This is a genomic window from Microcystis sp. LSC13-02 (genome assembly GCA_002282935.1).
In the GTDB taxonomy this organism is placed as follows: domain Bacteria; phylum Cyanobacteriota; class Cyanobacteriia; order Cyanobacteriales; family Microcystaceae; genus Microcystis.
In genome coordinates, this window is sequence record MTBT01000315.1 from 1 (window position 1) to 16,996 (window position 16,996).

The following is a 16,996-nucleotide window of genomic DNA, read 5'->3' on the forward strand; positions in this document are numbered from 1 at the left end:
TATCAACTTTATCTAACTCGAACTAAGTTTCGGGTCGATATTCCCTATCAACTCTCTACCGTCTTTTTCACACGAGGTATATCATGGCTATCATCTACGTTAAGTCTGGTTCAACAGGTAATGGCTCCGCTTGGAACAATGCTTATGGCAGTTTACAAAGTGCTATTACTGCAGCACCAGCTGGTGATGAGATTTGGGTGGCTGCGGGGACGTATAAACCGACTACGGGAACCGACAGAACTGCAAGCTTTACCCTGAAAAATAATGTAGCAATCTATGGCGGCTTTGCAGGGACGGAAACTGCCCGTAATCAGCGTAATATTGCCAGTAATGCCACGATTTTAAGTGGTGAGATTGGCGCGTCTGGTATTGCGGATAATGCGTATCACGTCGTAAGCGCGACGGGTACGATTTCTACTCCTCTAGGTAACAGTTCTATTCTGGATGGGTTTACTATTACTGGTGGTAATGCCAATGGTACAACGGGAAATCAAGATGATGGGGGTGGGATGTATGTTTCGGGTGCTAGTCCAACCCTGAGAAATATCACTTTCCGCGATAATAATGGAACAAATGGAGGTGCTTTATATAACGAGAATGGTAGTAATCCTGTCCTGACAGATGTGTTGTTTGAGTACAATACGGCAACGCGAGGGGCGGCGATTTACGATGATTTGAGTAGTCCACAGATTACTAATGGCACTTTTCGCCTGAATGTGGCTATTAATGACGGGGGGGCGATTTATAACACCAGTAGCAGTAATCCTACTATTGTTGATTCGGTTTTTAGTCGAAATTCGGCTAATACGGGCAGTGGTGGCGCGATTTTTAGTAATCTGAGTAACCCCAATTTGATTAATAGTACCTTGAGTGGTAACGTGGCGGTAACTGGGGGTGCGCTACATAATGTGTCGAGTAGTGTAGGATTACGCAATAGTATCCTCTGGGGGAATCAGGATAGTAGCAGTACAGGGAATCAGGTTAATAATGGTTCCGGTGGTGGTGTTACGGTTACGAATAGCATTATCCAAGGGGGAGGGTTTACGGGTGCGACGAATGTTGACCCTCTGTTTGTCAATGCGAAAGCGGATGATTTACGCTTAAAAGCGGGTTCTCCTGCTTTGGATGCGGGAGATTCTACTTTATTACCCCTCGATAGTCGTGATTTAGATGGGGATGGGAATACGTCTGAACGGATACCCATTGATTTGTCGCGTAATACCCGTGTTGTGGGTGCAAATGTGGATTTAGGGGCGTATGAGGGGGCGCAGCTTGCCCCTGTACCGACTCCTGCGGCAAGTCGGACTATTTTTGTACGGACAAATGCAGGGGGAAGTAATAATGGTACGTCTTGGGTTGATGCTTTTACCAGTTTACAGGATGCTTTAGCCGCCGCCAAAAGTGGGGATACTATTTGGGTTGCAGGGGGGACGTATAAACCGACTACGGGAACGGACAGAACTGCAACTTTTACCCTAAAAAATCAGGTAGAAATTTATGGCGGTTTTGCTGGTTCGGAAACGAGTTTAAGTCAGCGTAATGTTGCCACTAATGCCACTATTTTAAGTGGGGATATTGGGACGGTTAATACTGCTAGTGATAATGTTTATCATGTTGTGACGGGTAACAGTACCAGCAATACAGCAGTCTTGGATGGGTTTACTATTTCGGGAGGTAATGCTAATGCAAGTGGTACAAATAGTGTCGGTGGTGGGGTATATATCGTTGATGGTAGTCCTACTCTCAGAAATTTGATTTTCGAGAATAATAATGCTACCAGTGGTGGTGGAATTTATAATGAGACGGGTGCTAATCCTACCATCACAAATACCACTTTTCGTAACAATACTGCTAGTAATGGAGGTGCTATTTACAACACCAGTAGTAACCCAACTTTAACTGATGTAACTTTTACTAATAACACCGTTACCAGTCAGGGAGGAGCTATTTTTAATATCTCTAGCAATCCTACCCTAAATAATACGACTTTTGGTAACAATACTGCTGTTACTGGTGGGGCTATTTTCAATCAAAGCAGTAGCCCTATTTTCAATACGGCAACTTTTGGTAGCAATATTGCGAGTAGTCAAGGGGGGGCTATTTATAACATTAGTAGTAATACCACACTAAATAATGTTACTTTTGCACAAAACCGAGCTACTAGCAGTGGTGGGGCAATTCATAATAACAGTAGCACATCCACTATTAGTCAAAGTAGTTTCCAACAAAATCGTGCTAATTTCGGAGGAGCTATCTATAATGTAAACCAAAGCAATAATTTAAGCTTAACTAATGTTAGCTTTACTCTAAATATTGCTGATAGTACAGGTGGAGCCATTTACAATGTAAACAGCCATAATCTACAAGCCACAAATGCTACTTTTAGTCGAAACAATGCTGCTAGTCTAGGGGGTGCAATTTTTCAAGAGAATAATGGTGTTGGAGCTATTACTACAACCCTTACTAATAGCACATTCAGTGGTAACTCTGCTGGTTCAGGAAGTGCGCTCTATAATCAATCTAATATCAATAATAGCAGTTTTGTTATTAGTAGCAATCTTCGTAACAGCATTATTTGGGGTAATGGTGGCACAGCAATTGTCAATAATACGGGTGTTGCTACCACAACAGTCACCAACAGCATAGTACAAGGCGGATTTACAGGCACAGGAAACCTTAATGTAGATCCCCTCTTTGTCGATGCCATCAACGACGACTTACGCCTACAAAGCGGTTCCCCCGCCATCAACGCAGGTAGTAACGCTTCTCTCCCTGCTGATACCCGCGACTTAGACGGCGACGGCAACATCACCGAAGCCATACCCCTTGATATTGCCCGAAATCCTCGCGTTAACGGTACAAACGTCGATATAGGTGCTTTTGAATTCGTCCAAAATAGCGCACCCGTACTCAATGATGCCACCTTAACTGTCCCCGAAAATAGCCTCTTAAACACCCTTGTCGGCACAATTACCGCCACTGATGCCGATAATAACCCTTTAACCTACAATATCACCGCAGGGAATCCTAACCTCGATGGGGACGGAATTTCCGCCTTTACCATCAATAATAGCGGACAAATTCGCGTAGCTGACCCCGATGACATCGACTTTGAAGTTAACCCAAATAACCCCCTAACCGTCACCGTCAGCGATGGAACCTTAACCGACACCGCTATTATCACCGTTAACCTCACCAATGTTAACGAAACCCCCAACCGTCCCCCCGTCGCTAATGATGCTACTTTTAGCCTCGTTAAAACCAGTCCCATTAATACCACAGTCGGAACTGTCACCGCAACTGACCCCGATAATAACCCTTTAACCTACAGTATTACTGCCGGAAATTTAGACAGCGATGCCGACAATATCAAGGCATTTAGTATTAGTAGTAGTGGCGTAATTACGGTTGCTGACACTGATGATATTAGCAGTCAAACTAACCCTTTCAATCTTACTGTTACCGTTAGCGATGGTAACTTAAGCGATACTGCCGCTATTACTGTTAATCTTACCAGTCCTGTTAACCGTGCGCCAGTCGTTAATGATGCTGTTTTCAGCATTTCTAAAACCAGTCCCAACGGTACAGTTGTCGGGACAATTAACGCCACTGACCCCGATAATAACCCCTTAACCTACAGTATCACCGCTGGAAATTTAGATACAGATGGCGATACTACCTCCGCTTTTGGTATTAGTAATACGGGAGTAATTACGGTTACGGATGCGGATGATGTTAGCGCACAAACTAACCCCTTTAACCTGACGATTCAAGCAAATGATGGTGCTTTAACCGATACGGGTATCGCTACCATTAACCTAAATAATGTTAACCCTCTCAGCTTCCAACTGAAACTCTATGAGGATAATAACGGGACAGTTGGCAGTGAAATTACAAGCAATAATGCCATTCTTGGTAACAGCTTCTTTGCGGAAATCCTAGTAGGTGATATTCGCACCAATGCAGCAGGTTTAATCATCAACTCCCTTGACTTTGGCTTTGCTGCTGATGTTGCTCAAAATATCAATAACTTTGCTGATATTGGCAATGTCAACAGTCCCCTAATTACCTCCGCTTTCCCCCTATTCCGAGGCGGTACATTAGACAATACCAACGGTTTAATTGATAACCTAAGTGGTGGTGCAGTTCCCGAAGCAAGTCAAGGTACAGCGATTGGGATTAATCAATTAAATCGCTTCAGTTTGCTACGCTTTAACGTCGTGGGAACGCGGGATAACTCTAACTTAAATCTCACCTTTGATCCCACTCAAATCGGTTTTGCTGATGGCACATTAGTTGATCCTAATGGTACTTTAAGCTTAACCCGTAATATCATCATCAATGATGCACCGATTGTCGGTAGTATTAATAACGTCAACCTCGCCGAAAGAAGTGCAGTAGGAACCGTAGTTGTCGCCGGAAACTTAGTAGATGCAACTGATGATGCTTACGGACAAACACCCACATTTAGCCTTAGTACATCGCCTAAAGATGGTTCAGGAAATGATCTTTTTGCTATCAACTCTACCACCGGAGAAATTACTTTAACTCAAGCGGGTGCTAATGCCATTGACTTTGAAAGTGGAGTTACATCCTATCAATTGGGAGTCAAAGCAACTGACGGTTATAAACTCTCTACCGAACGCACTTTTAACGTCAATATTACTAACGTTAATGAAGGGACAATAGTAGTAGATAAAAACGCCATCACCTTCGGCACAAAACTCTCCCAGTACCGTACAAGTGCAACCGATAGCTTGTTTGTTCGTCCTAACTTTGCTGACAAAACCCAATTCATTGACATTACTAATACCGCAGTGGGAACTAACGATGTACTTGCTATTGCTGGTATTACTATCAATGCTCAAAATGTCACCACAGATGCCAATTTTGCCAATGGAGACATACTGCTAAATCCCGGACAAACTCGACGTATCGCTTTAGCATATACACCCAAAGCAGCGCGAGAAAACTTCAATTTGGCTAACGGCTTAGTCATCAACAGTAATGCTCAAAACAATTCTGCTTTGAACATTCAACTAACAGGAAAATCAACCTTTAACAGTGATATTTCCTACGATGGACGGGTGAATTTAACCGACTTAACTACCTTACAACGTCCGGGGTTATTTGGTAGTAGTAGTGGACAAACAAATTATGACCCTACTGCTGATATTACCGGAGATGGAAGAATTAATCTTGCGGAATTAGTTCCCTTCAATTCCGAATTTGGATTAGTTATTTAGATTAACTCTGTAGGTTGGGTTGACCCAAGGAAACCCAACAATTCAGATTAATTATGATGACTTTTGATTAGGTTTGATGGGTTAGCGCACTTCCTAACCCATCCTACAAAATAAAGGTTCAGGTAAGGGTTCATTATCTACTTGATAAGCAATCATTAGCGATTCTATTGCTTCTTTTCCATTAGCGACAGCTTCCTCATAAGTATCTCCATGAGTACGCAAATATTGCCCTGGAAAATCAGGCAATGCAACCAAAAAACAATTATCTTCATTAGACCATTGGATTACCATGCGATATTTAATTTGTTCCATTTTCTTGATTCCTCTTAACTTCTTTTTCTTGATACAACTTTGCATCGGTACTGTCTTTTCCAGAAACAGTAACTTTACCAGAGTACAAATGATGTACCCAGTTAGTGTGACTTCCCTTACCAGATTTTTGAATAAATGCTGCTTGGCGTAGCATTTGTTTTAACTCGCTAACTTTTTTAACTCAGGAGAACTACATTATGTCTAGTCTGACTACTCAATTCAACCTCAAAACTGATAATAGTGGCCTAGCGGGAACTATTATTAATAATCCTCTCCGTTTAGGCGATAGATTTTTTGTAGAAATTTTAATGAAAAATAGTGATATTAATCCTGTCGGTATCACTAGCGGTGCTATTAATTTATCCTTCGATCCTCGCTCAATTCAAAACATCGACAATCCTTTCAATCCCTCAGATATTAATAGTCTTCTTATTACCTCTAATTTCCCCTTTGGACGCACGGGAATCTTAGACAATACCAATGGTTCAATTACTAACTTAGGAGGCGGTTCTTTACCATTTTGGGGCATTGGTTCACCTCTGGGAATTAATCAATTGGATACTTTTAGTTTATTGCACTTTCAAGTAATCGGCAATGGTAATTCTAGTCTGGTACTTAATATTGATTTATCTCAAACTGGTTTTAGCGATGGCAGTGTTGCCAGTTATTCTGGTAATCAAAGTCAGTTGATAAAAATAGTTCAAGTGGATTCATCGATATCTATTCCCGAACCTTCTACAATTTTGTCAATAGTAATATTAGGGTTAGGTGTATTGCTGTCTAAAAAGCGCAATCAAGACAATAGTAATGATGGTTAGGGTTTGCGGCAAAAAGTTTTTCTTGGGGGTAGGGTGTGGGGTGTGGGGTGTGGGGTGTGGGGTTTTACCGATTTTCAGGTGGTCAACTACCTAATTTTCAGGGAAAAAGTCCCTGAATTTTCCCCCTGATCACTCCCAGTCCGGTACTTTTTGATTGACAAAAAGTCTAAAAGTCTTACCCAACAAGGTTTTTAGATTTATTACGTAAGCGAGGGATTTACATCCCTGTGTGTAGATTTTATTCAATACAAAACTGATTAATTAAGATAGAATAGGGCGGTATAACTCTAAAAAAAACGACTATGGCACTAACCCTTAATCTAACACCGGAAATAGAGCAATATCTTACCCAAAGAGCAACAGAGCAGGGACTTTCCCTAGAATCTTACGCCCTAAAACTGCTCACAGATAACATTTTATCCCAAGAAAAAAAAATCAAACTGGTTAATCTTCTTGAGTCTTGGATCGATGAGGAAGATGAGGAAGAACAACAAGAAACAGGTGAATATTTAATTGAGATACTCGATCAAGATCGTTTATCTGATCGTCCTTTATTTCCGTCACAATTAAAAGGGATAAGTTGGTGAGTCAAGTTGTTTTATTAGACACCGGAATTATCGGTTTAATTACCAATCCTAAGCGATCGCATGAAAGTCTAGCTTGTACTCGTTGGCTGCAAACTTTAACTCAAGAAGGTATTAGGGTTATTCTTCCCGAAATAGCTGATTATGAAGTTCGCCGAGAGTTATTACGCGCTAACAAGATTAAGGGAATTAAACGACTAGATGAGTTATGTGAATTAATAGAATATCTACCCATTACAACGGACACAATGCGACAAGCTGCCTTATTTTGGGCGCAAGCGCGTCAACAAGGACAACCCACAGCAGGAGATAAGACAATTGACGGTGATATGATTTTAGTTGCACAAGGGATAACTCTATCTATTCCAGATGTGATAATTGCCACTACGAATGTAGGTCATTTATCCCGATTTATCCAAGCTGATTTATGGCAAAATATTATTCCTACTTATCTGTAAGAAAGCCGCAACAAAAAAAGGACACAAGTTAACTTGTGTCCTTCCCGAAGCTAAGAACTTAATTTTTATTTAGCGTCGGAGAATTCCGCATCGATGACATCATCGCCGCCACCAGCACCACCAGAGGGGCCATTGTCATCATTGCCACCGGGGGGATTACTGGGGACTCCTTGCTGATACATACTGCTACCGATCGCGTAGAGGGCTTGTTGTAATTCCGGTAGGATGGTTTTGATCTTACCATCATCGTCTTGAGCGATCGCTTCTTTCAGATCTTTAATCAATGCCTGGGCTTTATTTTTCTCAGATGGAGGAACCTTATCGCCTAACTCTTCCAACTGCTTCTCAGCTTGATAAACGAGGGAATCAGCTTGATTTTTGCGTTCAATGCGTTCGCGACGTTCCTTATCGACCGAGGCGTTCGATTCTGCCTCATTAACCATGCGTTCCACTTCATTTTGGGGCAAGGTAGAAGCGCCGGTGATGCTGATCGATTGTTCTTTTCCTGTACCTTTATCCTTAGCGGTGACATTTAAAATACCGTTAGCATCGATGTCGAAGACCACTTCGATTTGAGGCACACCACGAGGAGCGGGAGGGATACCATCGAGTCGGAAAGTTCCCAAACTCTTGTTATCTTTGGCCATTTCCCGTTCCCCTTGCAGGACGTGGATTTCCACGTTAGTTTGTCCATCTACTGCTGTGGAGAAAACTTCCGATTTTTTAGTGGGGATAGTTGTGTTGCGGGTAATAATCCGCGTCATCACACCGCCGAGGGTTTCCACACCCAAAGACAAGGGCGAAACATCAAGTAGAAGAATATCTTTGACTTCACCGGCGAGGACACCGCCTTGAATAGCAGCGCCGACGGCTACCACTTCATCGGGGTTAACGCTTTGGTTAGGATCTTTGCCCAGAACTTTTTTAACTAATTCCTGGACGGCGGGAATCCGGGTTGAACCACCGACGAGAACCACTTCATCGAGGGCAGATTTATTGATTTTGGCATCACGGATGGCATTTTCGACGGGAATCCGACAGCGATCGATTAAATCAGCGCAAATTTCCTCGAATTTAGCTCTGGTTAAAGTGGTATCTAGGTGTTTTGGTCCTTCGGCGGTAGCAGTGATGAAGGGCAGGTTAATTTCCGCTTGGGTAACGCTAGAAAGTTCAATTTTGGCTTTTTCTGCCGCTTCTGTGAGACGTTGCAGGGCTTGTTTATCTTGACGGAGATCTATTCCTTCAACTTTTTTGAATTCTCCGGCTAAATAATCAACGATTTTTTTATCGAAGTCATCACCACCGAGATGAGTATCTCCAGAGGTGGCGAGAACTTCAAAGACACCATCACCCACTTCTAGAACCGATACGTCAAAGGTTCCCCCACCCAAGTCAAAAACGAGAATGGTTTCGTTAGCTTTTTTGTCTAATCCGTAGGCAAGAGAGGCGGCAGTGGGTTCGTTGATAATGCGGAGAACTTCAATCCCAGCAATTCTACCGGCATCTTTAGTGGCTTGACGTTGGGAGTCATTAAAATAAGCGGGTACGGTGATGACTGCTTGGGTAACGGTTTCGCCGAGGTATTTACTGGCATCTTCCACCAGTTTCCGCAGTACCTGGGCGGAAATTTCTTCGGGGGCGAATTGTTTGCCCTGGGCAGGACAGTCTAATTTAACGTTGCCGTTGCCGTCTTGGAGAGTTTTGTAGGATACTTCTGTGGCTTCGTTGGTAACTTCGTTGAATTTCCTGCCGATGAAGCGTTTGACGGAATAAAAGGTATTTTGCGGGTTCATTACCGCTTGACGTTTGGCGATTTGTCCTACTAGGCGCTCGCCATTTTTGGCGTAGGCGACGACTGAGGGCGTGGTTCTAAACCCTTCGGCGTTGGCGATAACGGTGGGTTTGCCCCCTTCCATAACCGCGACGCAGGAGTTAGTCGTCCCTAAGTCAATTCCAACTACTTTTCCCATAATCTTTGTGCTGCTCCGATACAACTATAGTGACTTCTAGAATCGGAACTGTACTCGGTTTTTAGGCGATACCCACCCCTATCAGTTCCTTTGTTATCTCTATAGTGCAAAATAACCCCGCTTTCTCGATAGTGTAGGTATCCGAACCTTTTTGGTAGTATTGCTAATGTCAGTTCGGGATCAAAGAGTTAGTGGTGAAGGAAAGGAGTCAGAAGTGAGACAAACTCTTAGTTCTTACCACTCCATGCTCGCTCTCCTTGGTTTCCCTGGAGTGGTGGTGGAAATCCCTCACTTCCTCTCTTTTAAGTAGAAAATATGAATCTCAGACATCAAGATCATTACCAGAGTTCAGAAATTTACCGCACTTTACGGCTCTTCTCGACTTTGTGTGATAATTTTTGCTTATGGAATCGTGAAATGCTTATCGGGCAAGACTTTTAGGGCTATTTTGCGGAAGAAAGTATCAGTATAGACCTCGTTTCCACACAGAAACCAGAAGAGCCACTTTACTTTATTAATAACTGAAAGATCGTGCTAAGTAGGGAGGCACAATTATTTGTAGGATGGGTTAGCGGTAGCCTAACATGAGCGGGCGTTGGGTTTCATGCTTCAACCCAACCTACGTTCATCTTATATTTAATTCCACCCACCTACTTATTAATATAAGATTATGTAATCATGAGTAAAAACAATTGTTCCTGTGCGTATTCCATTTATTTCTTGAATATAAGTATCGGTGTCATATCGTTTAAATCTGCTATCTTGAAAACTGTTAATTAACCCAGGAAAATCCTCTAATTCAGAGGCACTAATTAATCTATTTCCGTAAAGAAGATCACCAGAAAAAACCCTAAAGGTAGAAGAACGGGTTTCCTCGGAAAATAAACTGCTACAGTTAGGTTGTAAATAGATGTAGATGTAGGCCAAACGCATATCTACAGAAGGCCCAAATTCTAAGCCCAAATCAAAATAGCATAGAGTAGGTGGATTAAAAACAGATAAAATAGATTCCCGATAATTATCAGGCTTTCCAAAACTTCTCAACTGAATAAGATGACTACCAGTATTGACTCCCCCTCCTCTTAAATTGTTAAGAGAACATTGTTGAAAGTCAAGAAAGGTTTTAGTTATCGTTCTTTGCCAACTATTAATAATGACTAGAGAATTTCCCCAATACCTATACTGTTCTGGTCGGCGATCGATCTCGATACCAATAGGATCATCCGATTGACGGGGTTCTACCATGCGATAATAGTAAGTGTAGTTGCTAAATTTTACTCTTCGTGGCCCTGGAAGATCATTAACAAAGTTTTTCTGATCTACTTGCCGGCCAAATTCACAAACACTTTGATAATCTTTTATAGTAAACATTGGTAAAAGAATATCTGGTGGCGGCAGTTTGATTTCATCATCAGACCAACGACCTGTAAAAATCCAGGCGGCTGCCCGCTCAGAAACTACCCAAGCAAGACCTCTATATACAGGAATATTGTCAATACTCATTGTTAATAAATAAATCTGATCATTTATTTTGTAACAATTATCCCCAAAACTCTCAAGGATTGTGGCATCGATCTCAGCTAAAGGTTTGCCAAATGGAAGTGCGAGTAAATCAGTAAGATTGCTCATCATTGAATTTTTTGACTAAGTTACTGTTTCTGTTATACGCTATTTAGATGCTGAACAGCTTACTGTTTACCGATCACAGCAAAAAAGCTCCCCAATGCCCGCTCTTTCTGGGAACTTGTTTATAACACAAATGTAGTATATAGTGTAATATAGGTAATAAGCTGTACTGCATTTAAACTGCGTCTTGACAATTTTAGTACAAATGCTCAGAACTCTGGTGCAGTCTGAACAAGTCATTTAGACAGTCAACAGCTTATCCTCTGTGTTAAAACACGATCGCCGATAACAATTTATCTAATTTATCGCAGAATCTCAATTGCGTTATTTTAGTTGTATTGGCTTTTTATTTGATTATTTCATAAAAAATATGACTTACGAAACTCTGGCACTTTCCACACCAACACCGATTTTATCTTGGGCGGGCCATGAATTGGGACCCCAAGAAACCCAAATGGCCAAAAATGTCGCTTCCCTACCTTTTGTTTATAAACACATTTCTTTAATGCCCGATGTTCACTTGGGTAAAGGCGCTTTAGTCGGTTCGGTGATTGCCACCAAAGATGCCGTAATTCCTGCCGCCGTCGGAGTCGATATCGGTTGCGGCATGGCTGCCCTAAAAATGCCTTTCACCGGTGAACAATTGCAGGGAAAACTTAAAAAAATTCGCCTCGATGTGGAAGAAAATATTCCCGTCGGTTTTGCGGAAAATAAAGAAGTGGATCGGGAAGTAACTAAATGGCCAAAATGGGCGGAATTTAAACAGATTCATCGAGGCGTGCAAAACCTAGAGAAAAAAGCCCTTAAACAAATGGGTTCTCTGGGGGGTGGTAATCACTTTATCGAAATTTGTTTAGATACAGACAATCAAGTTTGGTTAATGCTGCATTCCGGTTCTAGAGGTATTGGTAATCAACTAGCCCAATGTCATATTAATACTGCTAAAGAGTTAGCCAAACTAGCAGAAGGTAAATTGCCTGACCTCGATTTGGCCTACTTTGTCGCCGGTACAGAAGAATTTACCGCCTACTGGCACGACCTGCAATGGGCCCAGGAATATGCCCGTTATAATCGGGAAATTATGATGGCTAGATTTAAACGCATTCTTGAAAAACATCTAGCGGGAGGCAAACCAACTAAACCCCTCTTAGTGGTTAATTGTCATCACAATTATGCCGAAAAAGAAATTCATTTTGGGGAGGAGGTTTATGTCACCCGAAAAGGAGCCGTCCGCGCCAGAGAAACCGATTATGGTATTATCCCCGGTTCCATGGGAGCGCAATCTTATATTGTTAAGGGCAAAGGGGAACATAATAGCTTCTGTTCCTGTTCCCACGGGGCCGGGCGCTTGATGTCGAGAAATCTGGCTAAAAAAACCTTTACTCTTGATGATTTAATCGCCCAAACCCAAGGGGTTGAATGCCGCAAAGATGAGGGCGTTATTGATGAGATTCCGGGAGCTTATAAACCGATCCAACAGGTGATGAATCAACAGGCGGATCTAGTGGAAATTGTCGCCACTCTCAAGCAGGTGATGTGTGTCAAAGGTTAACAAATCATGGCAAGAGCGATCGATTTTTGCCGTTTTTTCCCTAGCTTGACATCCTCACCGTCCGTTTACGGTGGTGAGGATGTCAATTTCCCAAGTTCCCGCCCCTTTAGCGATCGCTCTTTCGATATTGTCATTAGTACTAAATCCTGTTTCAAAGGTATAGGGAAGCGGGTAGTTCGAGCATTTGTACTAAAATTCCCAATAGGCGGTTTAAATGCAGTACAGCTTATTATAGAAAGGGTTGATTGATCAGGTGGCAATATGGCGCAATTTTCTCGCAAAACTCTACTAACCTTTTTTGCTAGTATATTAGTATTATTATTTTCCTTGGCTCCGGCCCAAGCGCTAAGTTATAATAATCGCAATTTGACCGATAACGACTTTGCGGGGCAGGATTTGCGCGATTCCACCTTCGATCACTCTAATCTGCGCGGTAGTAACTTCAGTCATGCCAATCTGGAAGGAGTACGCTTTTTTTCTGCCAACTTGGAGGGGGCCAACTTTAGCGATGCCAATATGAGAAATGTGGATCTAGAATCGGCCCGTTTAACCAAAGCCAACTTTACCAATGCCGTTCTCGAAGGAGCTTTTGCCACTAACATTTTAATCAAAGGTGCAATTATCGACGGGGCCGATTTTACCGATGCAATTATTCGCTCGGATGTGGAAAAATATCTTTGTGAGAGAGCGACGGGAACTAACCCAGTAACTGGCAGAAATACCCGCGATACCCTATTTTGTCGCTGATACCTAACTATGCTGCCCCGAATCGCGCTGTCATGACCGATCGAACTAGAGCCAGATCGGCCATAATTGCTGTAAGCTAGTATTCGATTTTTTAACAAAACCTTTAGAATAGACTTTCAAACCAGTTCGATCGATCAGTCCCCTCTTGGAAAAAGGAAATTGTAACCATCGTGTCCACCAGTACCCTCGGCAATCAAGACAAAGAGCAGAAACCTAGTAGTGACTCGGATAGCTTTTTCCAAGGAGTCTCTAGAGTTGCAGGAGGAACCGCTCTCGGCCTGTTGATGGTATCCACGGCCGTGGTGACGGGGGCTGTGGTAGGATTGGCGATTAGTTACCGCAATCTACCCGATGTGAGGATTTTACGGGGTTACGTCCCCACGGAAACCAGTTATATCTACGATGTTAAAGGCAGACCCCTGACCAGCTTACACGGAGAAGCGAATCGGGAAGTGGTGGAACTCGATCAAATATCTCCCAATCTGAAACGCGCAGTGATGGCGATCGAAGATAGCCATTTTTATCACCATCGTGGTATTAATCCTAATAGTATCGGCCGGGCAGTAGTCGCTAACTGGAAAAGTGGCGGTGTGGTGGAAGGTGCATCTACTATCACCATGCAGTTAGTCAAAAATATTTTTCTTTCCCATCAGCGCACCGTTAGCCGTAAATTAGCCGAGGCAGTCCTGGCAGTACGAGTGGAACAGGTTTTTAGCAAAAATGACATTCTGGAAATGTACCTCAATAATATCTATTGGGGTCATAATAATTACGGAGTGCAAACCGCCGCTAAAAGTTATTTTAATAAACCCGCTGTCGAGTTAAATTTAGCAGAATCGGCGATGATGGCCGGATTAATCCAAGCGCCAGAAGTTTATAGTCCTTTTAATAATTATAAAACCGCCAAGGAAAGACAGGCACTGGTTCTCAGTCGGATGCGTAGCTTAGGTTGGATTACCCCCGCACAGGAAGAGGCCGCTTTAAAGGAACCGCTGAAACTGGGTAAACCCACCGCTTGGCAAGAAAGTAAATTACCCTACGTTACCGATGCAGTGGTGGCAGAATTGCGGCAAAAATTTGGCAAGGAAACCCTAACTAAAGGGGGAATGCGGATTCAAACCACGATCGATCTCGACTTTCAAAACATGGCCGAATCTACCATCCAACGAGCCTATAATAGCTTGCGTGGTCGCGGTATTCGTACCAAAGACCTACAAATTTCTCTGGTCGCAGTGGATCCCCGCACCCATTTCGTCAAGGCGCTCGTCGGTGGCGTTGATTACAATAAAAGTCAATTAAACCGCGCCATTCAATCCCGTCGTCAACCGGGGTCAGCTTTTAAACCTTTCGTCTATTATACTGCCTTCGCTAGTGGTCGTTTTACCCCCGAAACCGTGGTTAATGATGCTCCCATCCGTTTTCGCGAGGCCGGCGGCTTCTATAGCCCAAAAAACTACGGTGGCGGCTATTCTGGTCAAGTTTCCCTGCGTAGCGCTCTGATGCAGTCTCTGAATATTCCCGCAGTTGTTCTCGGTCGTCGCGTCGGGTTGAATAAAGTCATTGAAGTCTGTCGTCTGTTGGGTTTCGAGAGTCCTTTAATTGCCGTGACTTCTTTACCTTTAGGTTCCGTGGATGTGACACCTCTGGAAATGGCGGGGGCCTACGCTACTTTTGCCAGTAATGGCTGGCATTCCGAGCCTACCTTTATCATGCGTGTTACTGATAGCCGGGGTAACGTCATGCTCGATAATACACCCAAACCGAAGCTAGTTTTAGACCCCTGGGCCACCGCTTCTCTTAATTCTGTGTTACAGGGAGTGATTCAGGGAGGAACAGCCACCTCGGCCCAAATCGGTCGTCCGGCAGCGGGAAAAACCGGCACTACTGATAACGAGAAAAATGTCTGGTTTGTCGGTTATGTTCCCCAATTAGCCACCGCGGTGTGGATTGGAGATGACCGAAACCGCACTTTAGGTAAAGGTATCACCGGTGGTGGTTTTGCCGCTCCCATTTGGCGCGATTTCATGGCACAAGCGCTTAAAAATGAACGAGTAGAATATTTTCCTTCTCCTTCCAAATTCCGCAAACCAACGGTTAAGTAGATGGTTAATCTAATTAGTTTGATCGTAATTTATCGATCGAGTAAAGGTGGCTATGTTAAAAATGAAACCCACGCTATTTTTGTTCTGTGATGATAAAGTTAAGATGTAACTGTACCAATAATCATCGTTGCCCAGTTGCGAATGTCGTTACCTCAGATTGTTATTGATACCAATGTCATTATTGCTGGATTAAGATCTAGGCGTGGAAGTGCGTTTCAACTTCTTAGCCTTATAGGTACAGGAAAATTTGATATGCACTTATCTGTTCCTCTCGTCTTGGAATATACAGATGTCCTATTGCGGGAGTTGCCCAATCTCTATTTAAGTCGAGAAGAAGTAGATGACTTAATTGATTTCTATTGCTCGGTGGGGATACCTCATAAAATTTTCTTCCTGTGGCGACCATTTCTGCGTGATCCCAAAGACGATATGGTATTGGAGCTTGCAGTTAAAGCAGGATGTCAGAGTATAATCACATATAACACCCGTGACTTTGCAGGTGCAATTTGGTTTATGTCTGCTTGAGCCTTCAGATTTCCTACGATTAATAGGTAAGTTACCATGAGTACCATCCAAGTTCAAATTCCCGACTCATTACAGAAAAGTTTAGATGATCTAGCGGCTCGTGATGGAATTTCGATCGATCAATTTATCTCTACTGCGATCGCTGAGAAACTTTCAGCGTTGATGACAGAAAATTACCTAATAGAAAAGGCCAAAAAGGGAAGTCGAGAAAAGTATGAGGCAATCTTAACAAAAGTTCCCGATGTTGAGCCAGAAGCCTATGACCGGCTGCCGACTGTCTGACATATCACTGCACCCGACTTTCTGCTAGATTTTGACAAGGCGGGTGAGTTCAACCGTTAGATCGATAGCGATATACCCATTAAGTTTGTCTATTTCTCGAAGGGATTAGACGAGCAAAAATGGTTAGCTTCGTTGCTGAGTTCCGAGAAATTATCGATGATCGCAAAGGTTAAGAATCGATAAGCGGGAGCGGTCACGAAGTGTTCTAAGCCATGATGCAAGCAGATCGAGGTATAACCAATCATTGCACCCGACTCAATCAAATTGACTAGCTGAGAGACTGTATGTCTGGGAAAAAGTTAGGTATTCATACTACTATCGAAATTGTAGCTTTTCTATCAGCTTTGGCTACAATTATGGGTTTTGTCTATTTTTTCTATGATCGCCACTTTGTAACTTGTAAACCTATGGAGGGATTTTCGTCAAACAGAGATGCTTATTATTCATGTCTTCGTAAACTGCTTAAAGAAAATAGGTGGGAGGACGCTAATAGAGAGACTCTAAGACTAATGTTGCAAACAGTCAATAGAGAAGGAGAAGGATTTATAGATACAAAAACTATGAAAGAATTTCCTTGCAAAGATTTGTTGATTATTGAAGATTTGTGGTCAAAAGCAAGTCAAGGCAGATTTGGCTTTGATACTCAGCAAAAAATATGGAAAAGTGAAGGCGGTGAACCCTATTTAGGGTCTGCTGAATAAAGCTAAAAACCTTACAGGAAAAGGCTTTTAGCTAGATTGAGAGTCGCTCAGGTGCCCCTGAATCTGCTAAAAT

14 protein-coding genes are annotated in these 16,996 nt (G+C 42.8%); 10 read left to right on the forward strand and 4 right to left on the reverse strand.

From position 1 onward, the window contains the following. Positions 1 to 83: 83 nt before the first annotated feature. The gene (locus BGL89_RS19535; protein ID WP_286827183.1) at positions 84 to 5,246 is read left to right on the forward strand and encodes a beta strand repeat-containing protein; all 5,163 of its coding nucleotides are present in this window, start codon (positions 84 to 86) and stop codon (positions 5,244 to 5,246) included. A gap of 93 nt (positions 5,247 to 5,339) precedes the next feature. Here BGL89_RS19535 and BGL89_RS19540 read toward each other — a convergent pair whose 3' ends face one another. Together BGL89_RS19540 and BGL89_RS19545 are read right to left on the reverse strand one after the other, a co-directional pair. Next, on the reverse strand, positions 5,340 to 5,558 hold the full coding sequence (locus tag BGL89_RS19540) for a type II toxin-antitoxin system HicB family antitoxin (protein ID WP_286827184.1): 219 nt from the start codon (positions 5,556 to 5,558) through the stop codon (positions 5,340 to 5,342). Continuing rightward, positions 5,545 to 5,712 carry a type II toxin-antitoxin system HicA family toxin gene (locus tag BGL89_RS19545; protein WP_271973617.1) on the reverse strand — a complete coding sequence of 56 codons (168 nt, stop codon included), beginning with the start codon at positions 5,710 to 5,712 and terminating at the stop codon, positions 5,545 to 5,547. The genes BGL89_RS19540 and BGL89_RS19545 overlap by 14 nt, the downstream gene beginning before the upstream one ends. Before the next feature lie 43 nt (positions 5,713 to 5,755). Here BGL89_RS19545 and BGL89_RS19550 point away from each other — a divergent pair, with 43 nt between their 5' ends. The 3 genes from BGL89_RS19550 (at position 5,756) to BGL89_RS19560 (ending at position 7,418) form a co-directional block, all read left to right on the forward strand. Continuing rightward, positions 5,756 to 6,376 carry a PEP-CTERM sorting domain-containing protein gene (locus BGL89_RS19550; protein WP_286827186.1) on the forward strand — a complete coding sequence of 207 codons (621 nt, stop codon included), beginning with the start codon at positions 5,756 to 5,758 and terminating at the stop codon, positions 6,374 to 6,376. Positions 6,377 to 6,678: 302 nt separating this feature from the next. Further along, a complete protein-coding gene (locus BGL89_RS19555; RefSeq protein WP_286827188.1) occupies positions 6,679 to 6,963 on the forward strand; it encodes a hypothetical protein in 285 nt (94 codons plus the stop codon). Continuing rightward, entirely contained in the window at positions 6,960 to 7,418 is a 459-nt protein-coding gene (locus tag BGL89_RS19560; protein WP_286827189.1) for a PIN domain-containing protein, read from the forward strand. Before BGL89_RS19555 ends, BGL89_RS19560 begins: the two co-directional genes overlap by 4 nt. Before the next feature lie 65 nt (positions 7,419 to 7,483). Here the strand turns inward: BGL89_RS19560 and dnaK are convergent, their stop codons facing one another. Both dnaK and BGL89_RS19570 read right to left on the reverse strand, forming a co-directional pair. Further along, positions 7,484 to 9,388, reverse strand: coding sequence for a molecular chaperone DnaK (gene dnaK, locus BGL89_RS19565; protein WP_286827190.1), 1,905 nt, complete (start codon positions 9,386 to 9,388; stop codon positions 7,484 to 7,486). A 657-nt stretch (positions 9,389 to 10,045) separates the two neighbouring features. Then, positions 10,046 to 11,020 (reverse strand): hypothetical protein, encoded by a 975-nt coding sequence (locus BGL89_RS19570; protein WP_286827191.1) that lies wholly within the window; start codon positions 11,018 to 11,020, stop codon positions 10,046 to 10,048. 364 nt (positions 11,021 to 11,384) lie between these two features. On the opposite strand from BGL89_RS19570, the gene BGL89_RS19575 reads away from it, so the two are divergent. The 6 genes from BGL89_RS19575 (at position 11,385) to BGL89_RS19600 (ending at position 16,923) form a co-directional block, all read left to right on the forward strand. Continuing rightward, positions 11,385 to 12,566 (forward strand): RtcB family protein, encoded by a 1,182-nt coding sequence (locus BGL89_RS19575; protein WP_286827192.1) that lies wholly within the window; start codon positions 11,385 to 11,387, stop codon positions 12,564 to 12,566. A 261-nt stretch (positions 12,567 to 12,827) separates the two neighbouring features. After that, positions 12,828 to 13,313, forward strand: a complete 486-nt coding sequence (locus BGL89_RS19580; protein WP_286827193.1) for a pentapeptide repeat-containing protein — start codon at positions 12,828 to 12,830, stop codon at positions 13,311 to 13,313. A 170-nt stretch (positions 13,314 to 13,483) separates the two neighbouring features. Then, positions 13,484 to 15,415 (forward strand): transglycosylase domain-containing protein, encoded by a 1,932-nt coding sequence (locus BGL89_RS19585; RefSeq protein ID WP_286827194.1) that lies wholly within the window; start codon positions 13,484 to 13,486, stop codon positions 15,413 to 15,415. Positions 15,416 to 15,556: 141 nt separating this feature from the next. Next, complete coding sequence (locus BGL89_RS19590; protein WP_286827195.1) at positions 15,557 to 15,940, forward strand: putative toxin-antitoxin system toxin component, PIN family; 384 nt, start codon at positions 15,557 to 15,559, stop codon at positions 15,938 to 15,940. Between the two features lie 36 nt (positions 15,941 to 15,976). Then, entirely contained in the window at positions 15,977 to 16,222 is a 246-nt protein-coding gene (locus tag BGL89_RS19595) for a YlcI/YnfO family protein (RefSeq protein ID WP_286827197.1), read from the forward strand. Positions 16,223 to 16,506: 284 nt separating this feature from the next. Beyond that, a complete protein-coding gene (locus BGL89_RS19600) occupies positions 16,507 to 16,923 on the forward strand; it encodes a GUN4 domain-containing protein (protein ID WP_286827198.1) in 417 nt (138 codons plus the stop codon). The last annotated feature ends 73 nt before the right edge of the window (positions 16,924 to 16,996 follow it).

Coding starts and splice junctions, on each gene's coding strand:
- dnaK (WP_286827190.1), bottom strand. CDS start 9,388: ATGGGAAAAGTAGTTGGAATTGACTTAGGGACGACTAACTCCTGCGTC.
- BGL89_RS19595 (WP_286827197.1), top strand. CDS start 15,977: ATGAGTACCATCCAAGTTCAAATTCCCGACTCATTACAGAAAAGTTTA.
- BGL89_RS19580 (WP_286827193.1), top strand. CDS start 12,828: ATGGCGCAATTTTCTCGCAAAACTCTACTAACCTTTTTTGCTAGTATA.
- BGL89_RS19575 (WP_286827192.1), top strand. CDS start 11,385: ATGACTTACGAAACTCTGGCACTTTCCACACCAACACCGATTTTATCT.
- BGL89_RS19600 (WP_286827198.1), top strand. CDS start 16,507: ATGTCTGGGAAAAAGTTAGGTATTCATACTACTATCGAAATTGTAGCT.
- BGL89_RS19570 (WP_286827191.1), bottom strand. CDS start 11,020: ATGATGAGCAATCTTACTGATTTACTCGCACTTCCATTTGGCAAACCT.
- BGL89_RS19540 (WP_286827184.1), bottom strand. CDS start 5,558: ATGGAACAAATTAAATATCGCATGGTAATCCAATGGTCTAATGAAGAT.
- BGL89_RS19550 (WP_286827186.1), top strand. CDS start 5,756: ATGTCTAGTCTGACTACTCAATTCAACCTCAAAACTGATAATAGTGGC.
- BGL89_RS19590 (WP_286827195.1), top strand. CDS start 15,557: ATGTCGTTACCTCAGATTGTTATTGATACCAATGTCATTATTGCTGGA.
- BGL89_RS19555 (WP_286827188.1), top strand. CDS start 6,679: ATGGCACTAACCCTTAATCTAACACCGGAAATAGAGCAATATCTTACC.
- BGL89_RS19535 (WP_286827183.1), top strand. CDS start 84: ATGGCTATCATCTACGTTAAGTCTGGTTCAACAGGTAATGGCTCCGCT.
- BGL89_RS19545 (WP_271973617.1), bottom strand. CDS start 5,712: ATGCTACGCCAAGCAGCATTTATTCAAAAATCTGGTAAGGGAAGTCAC.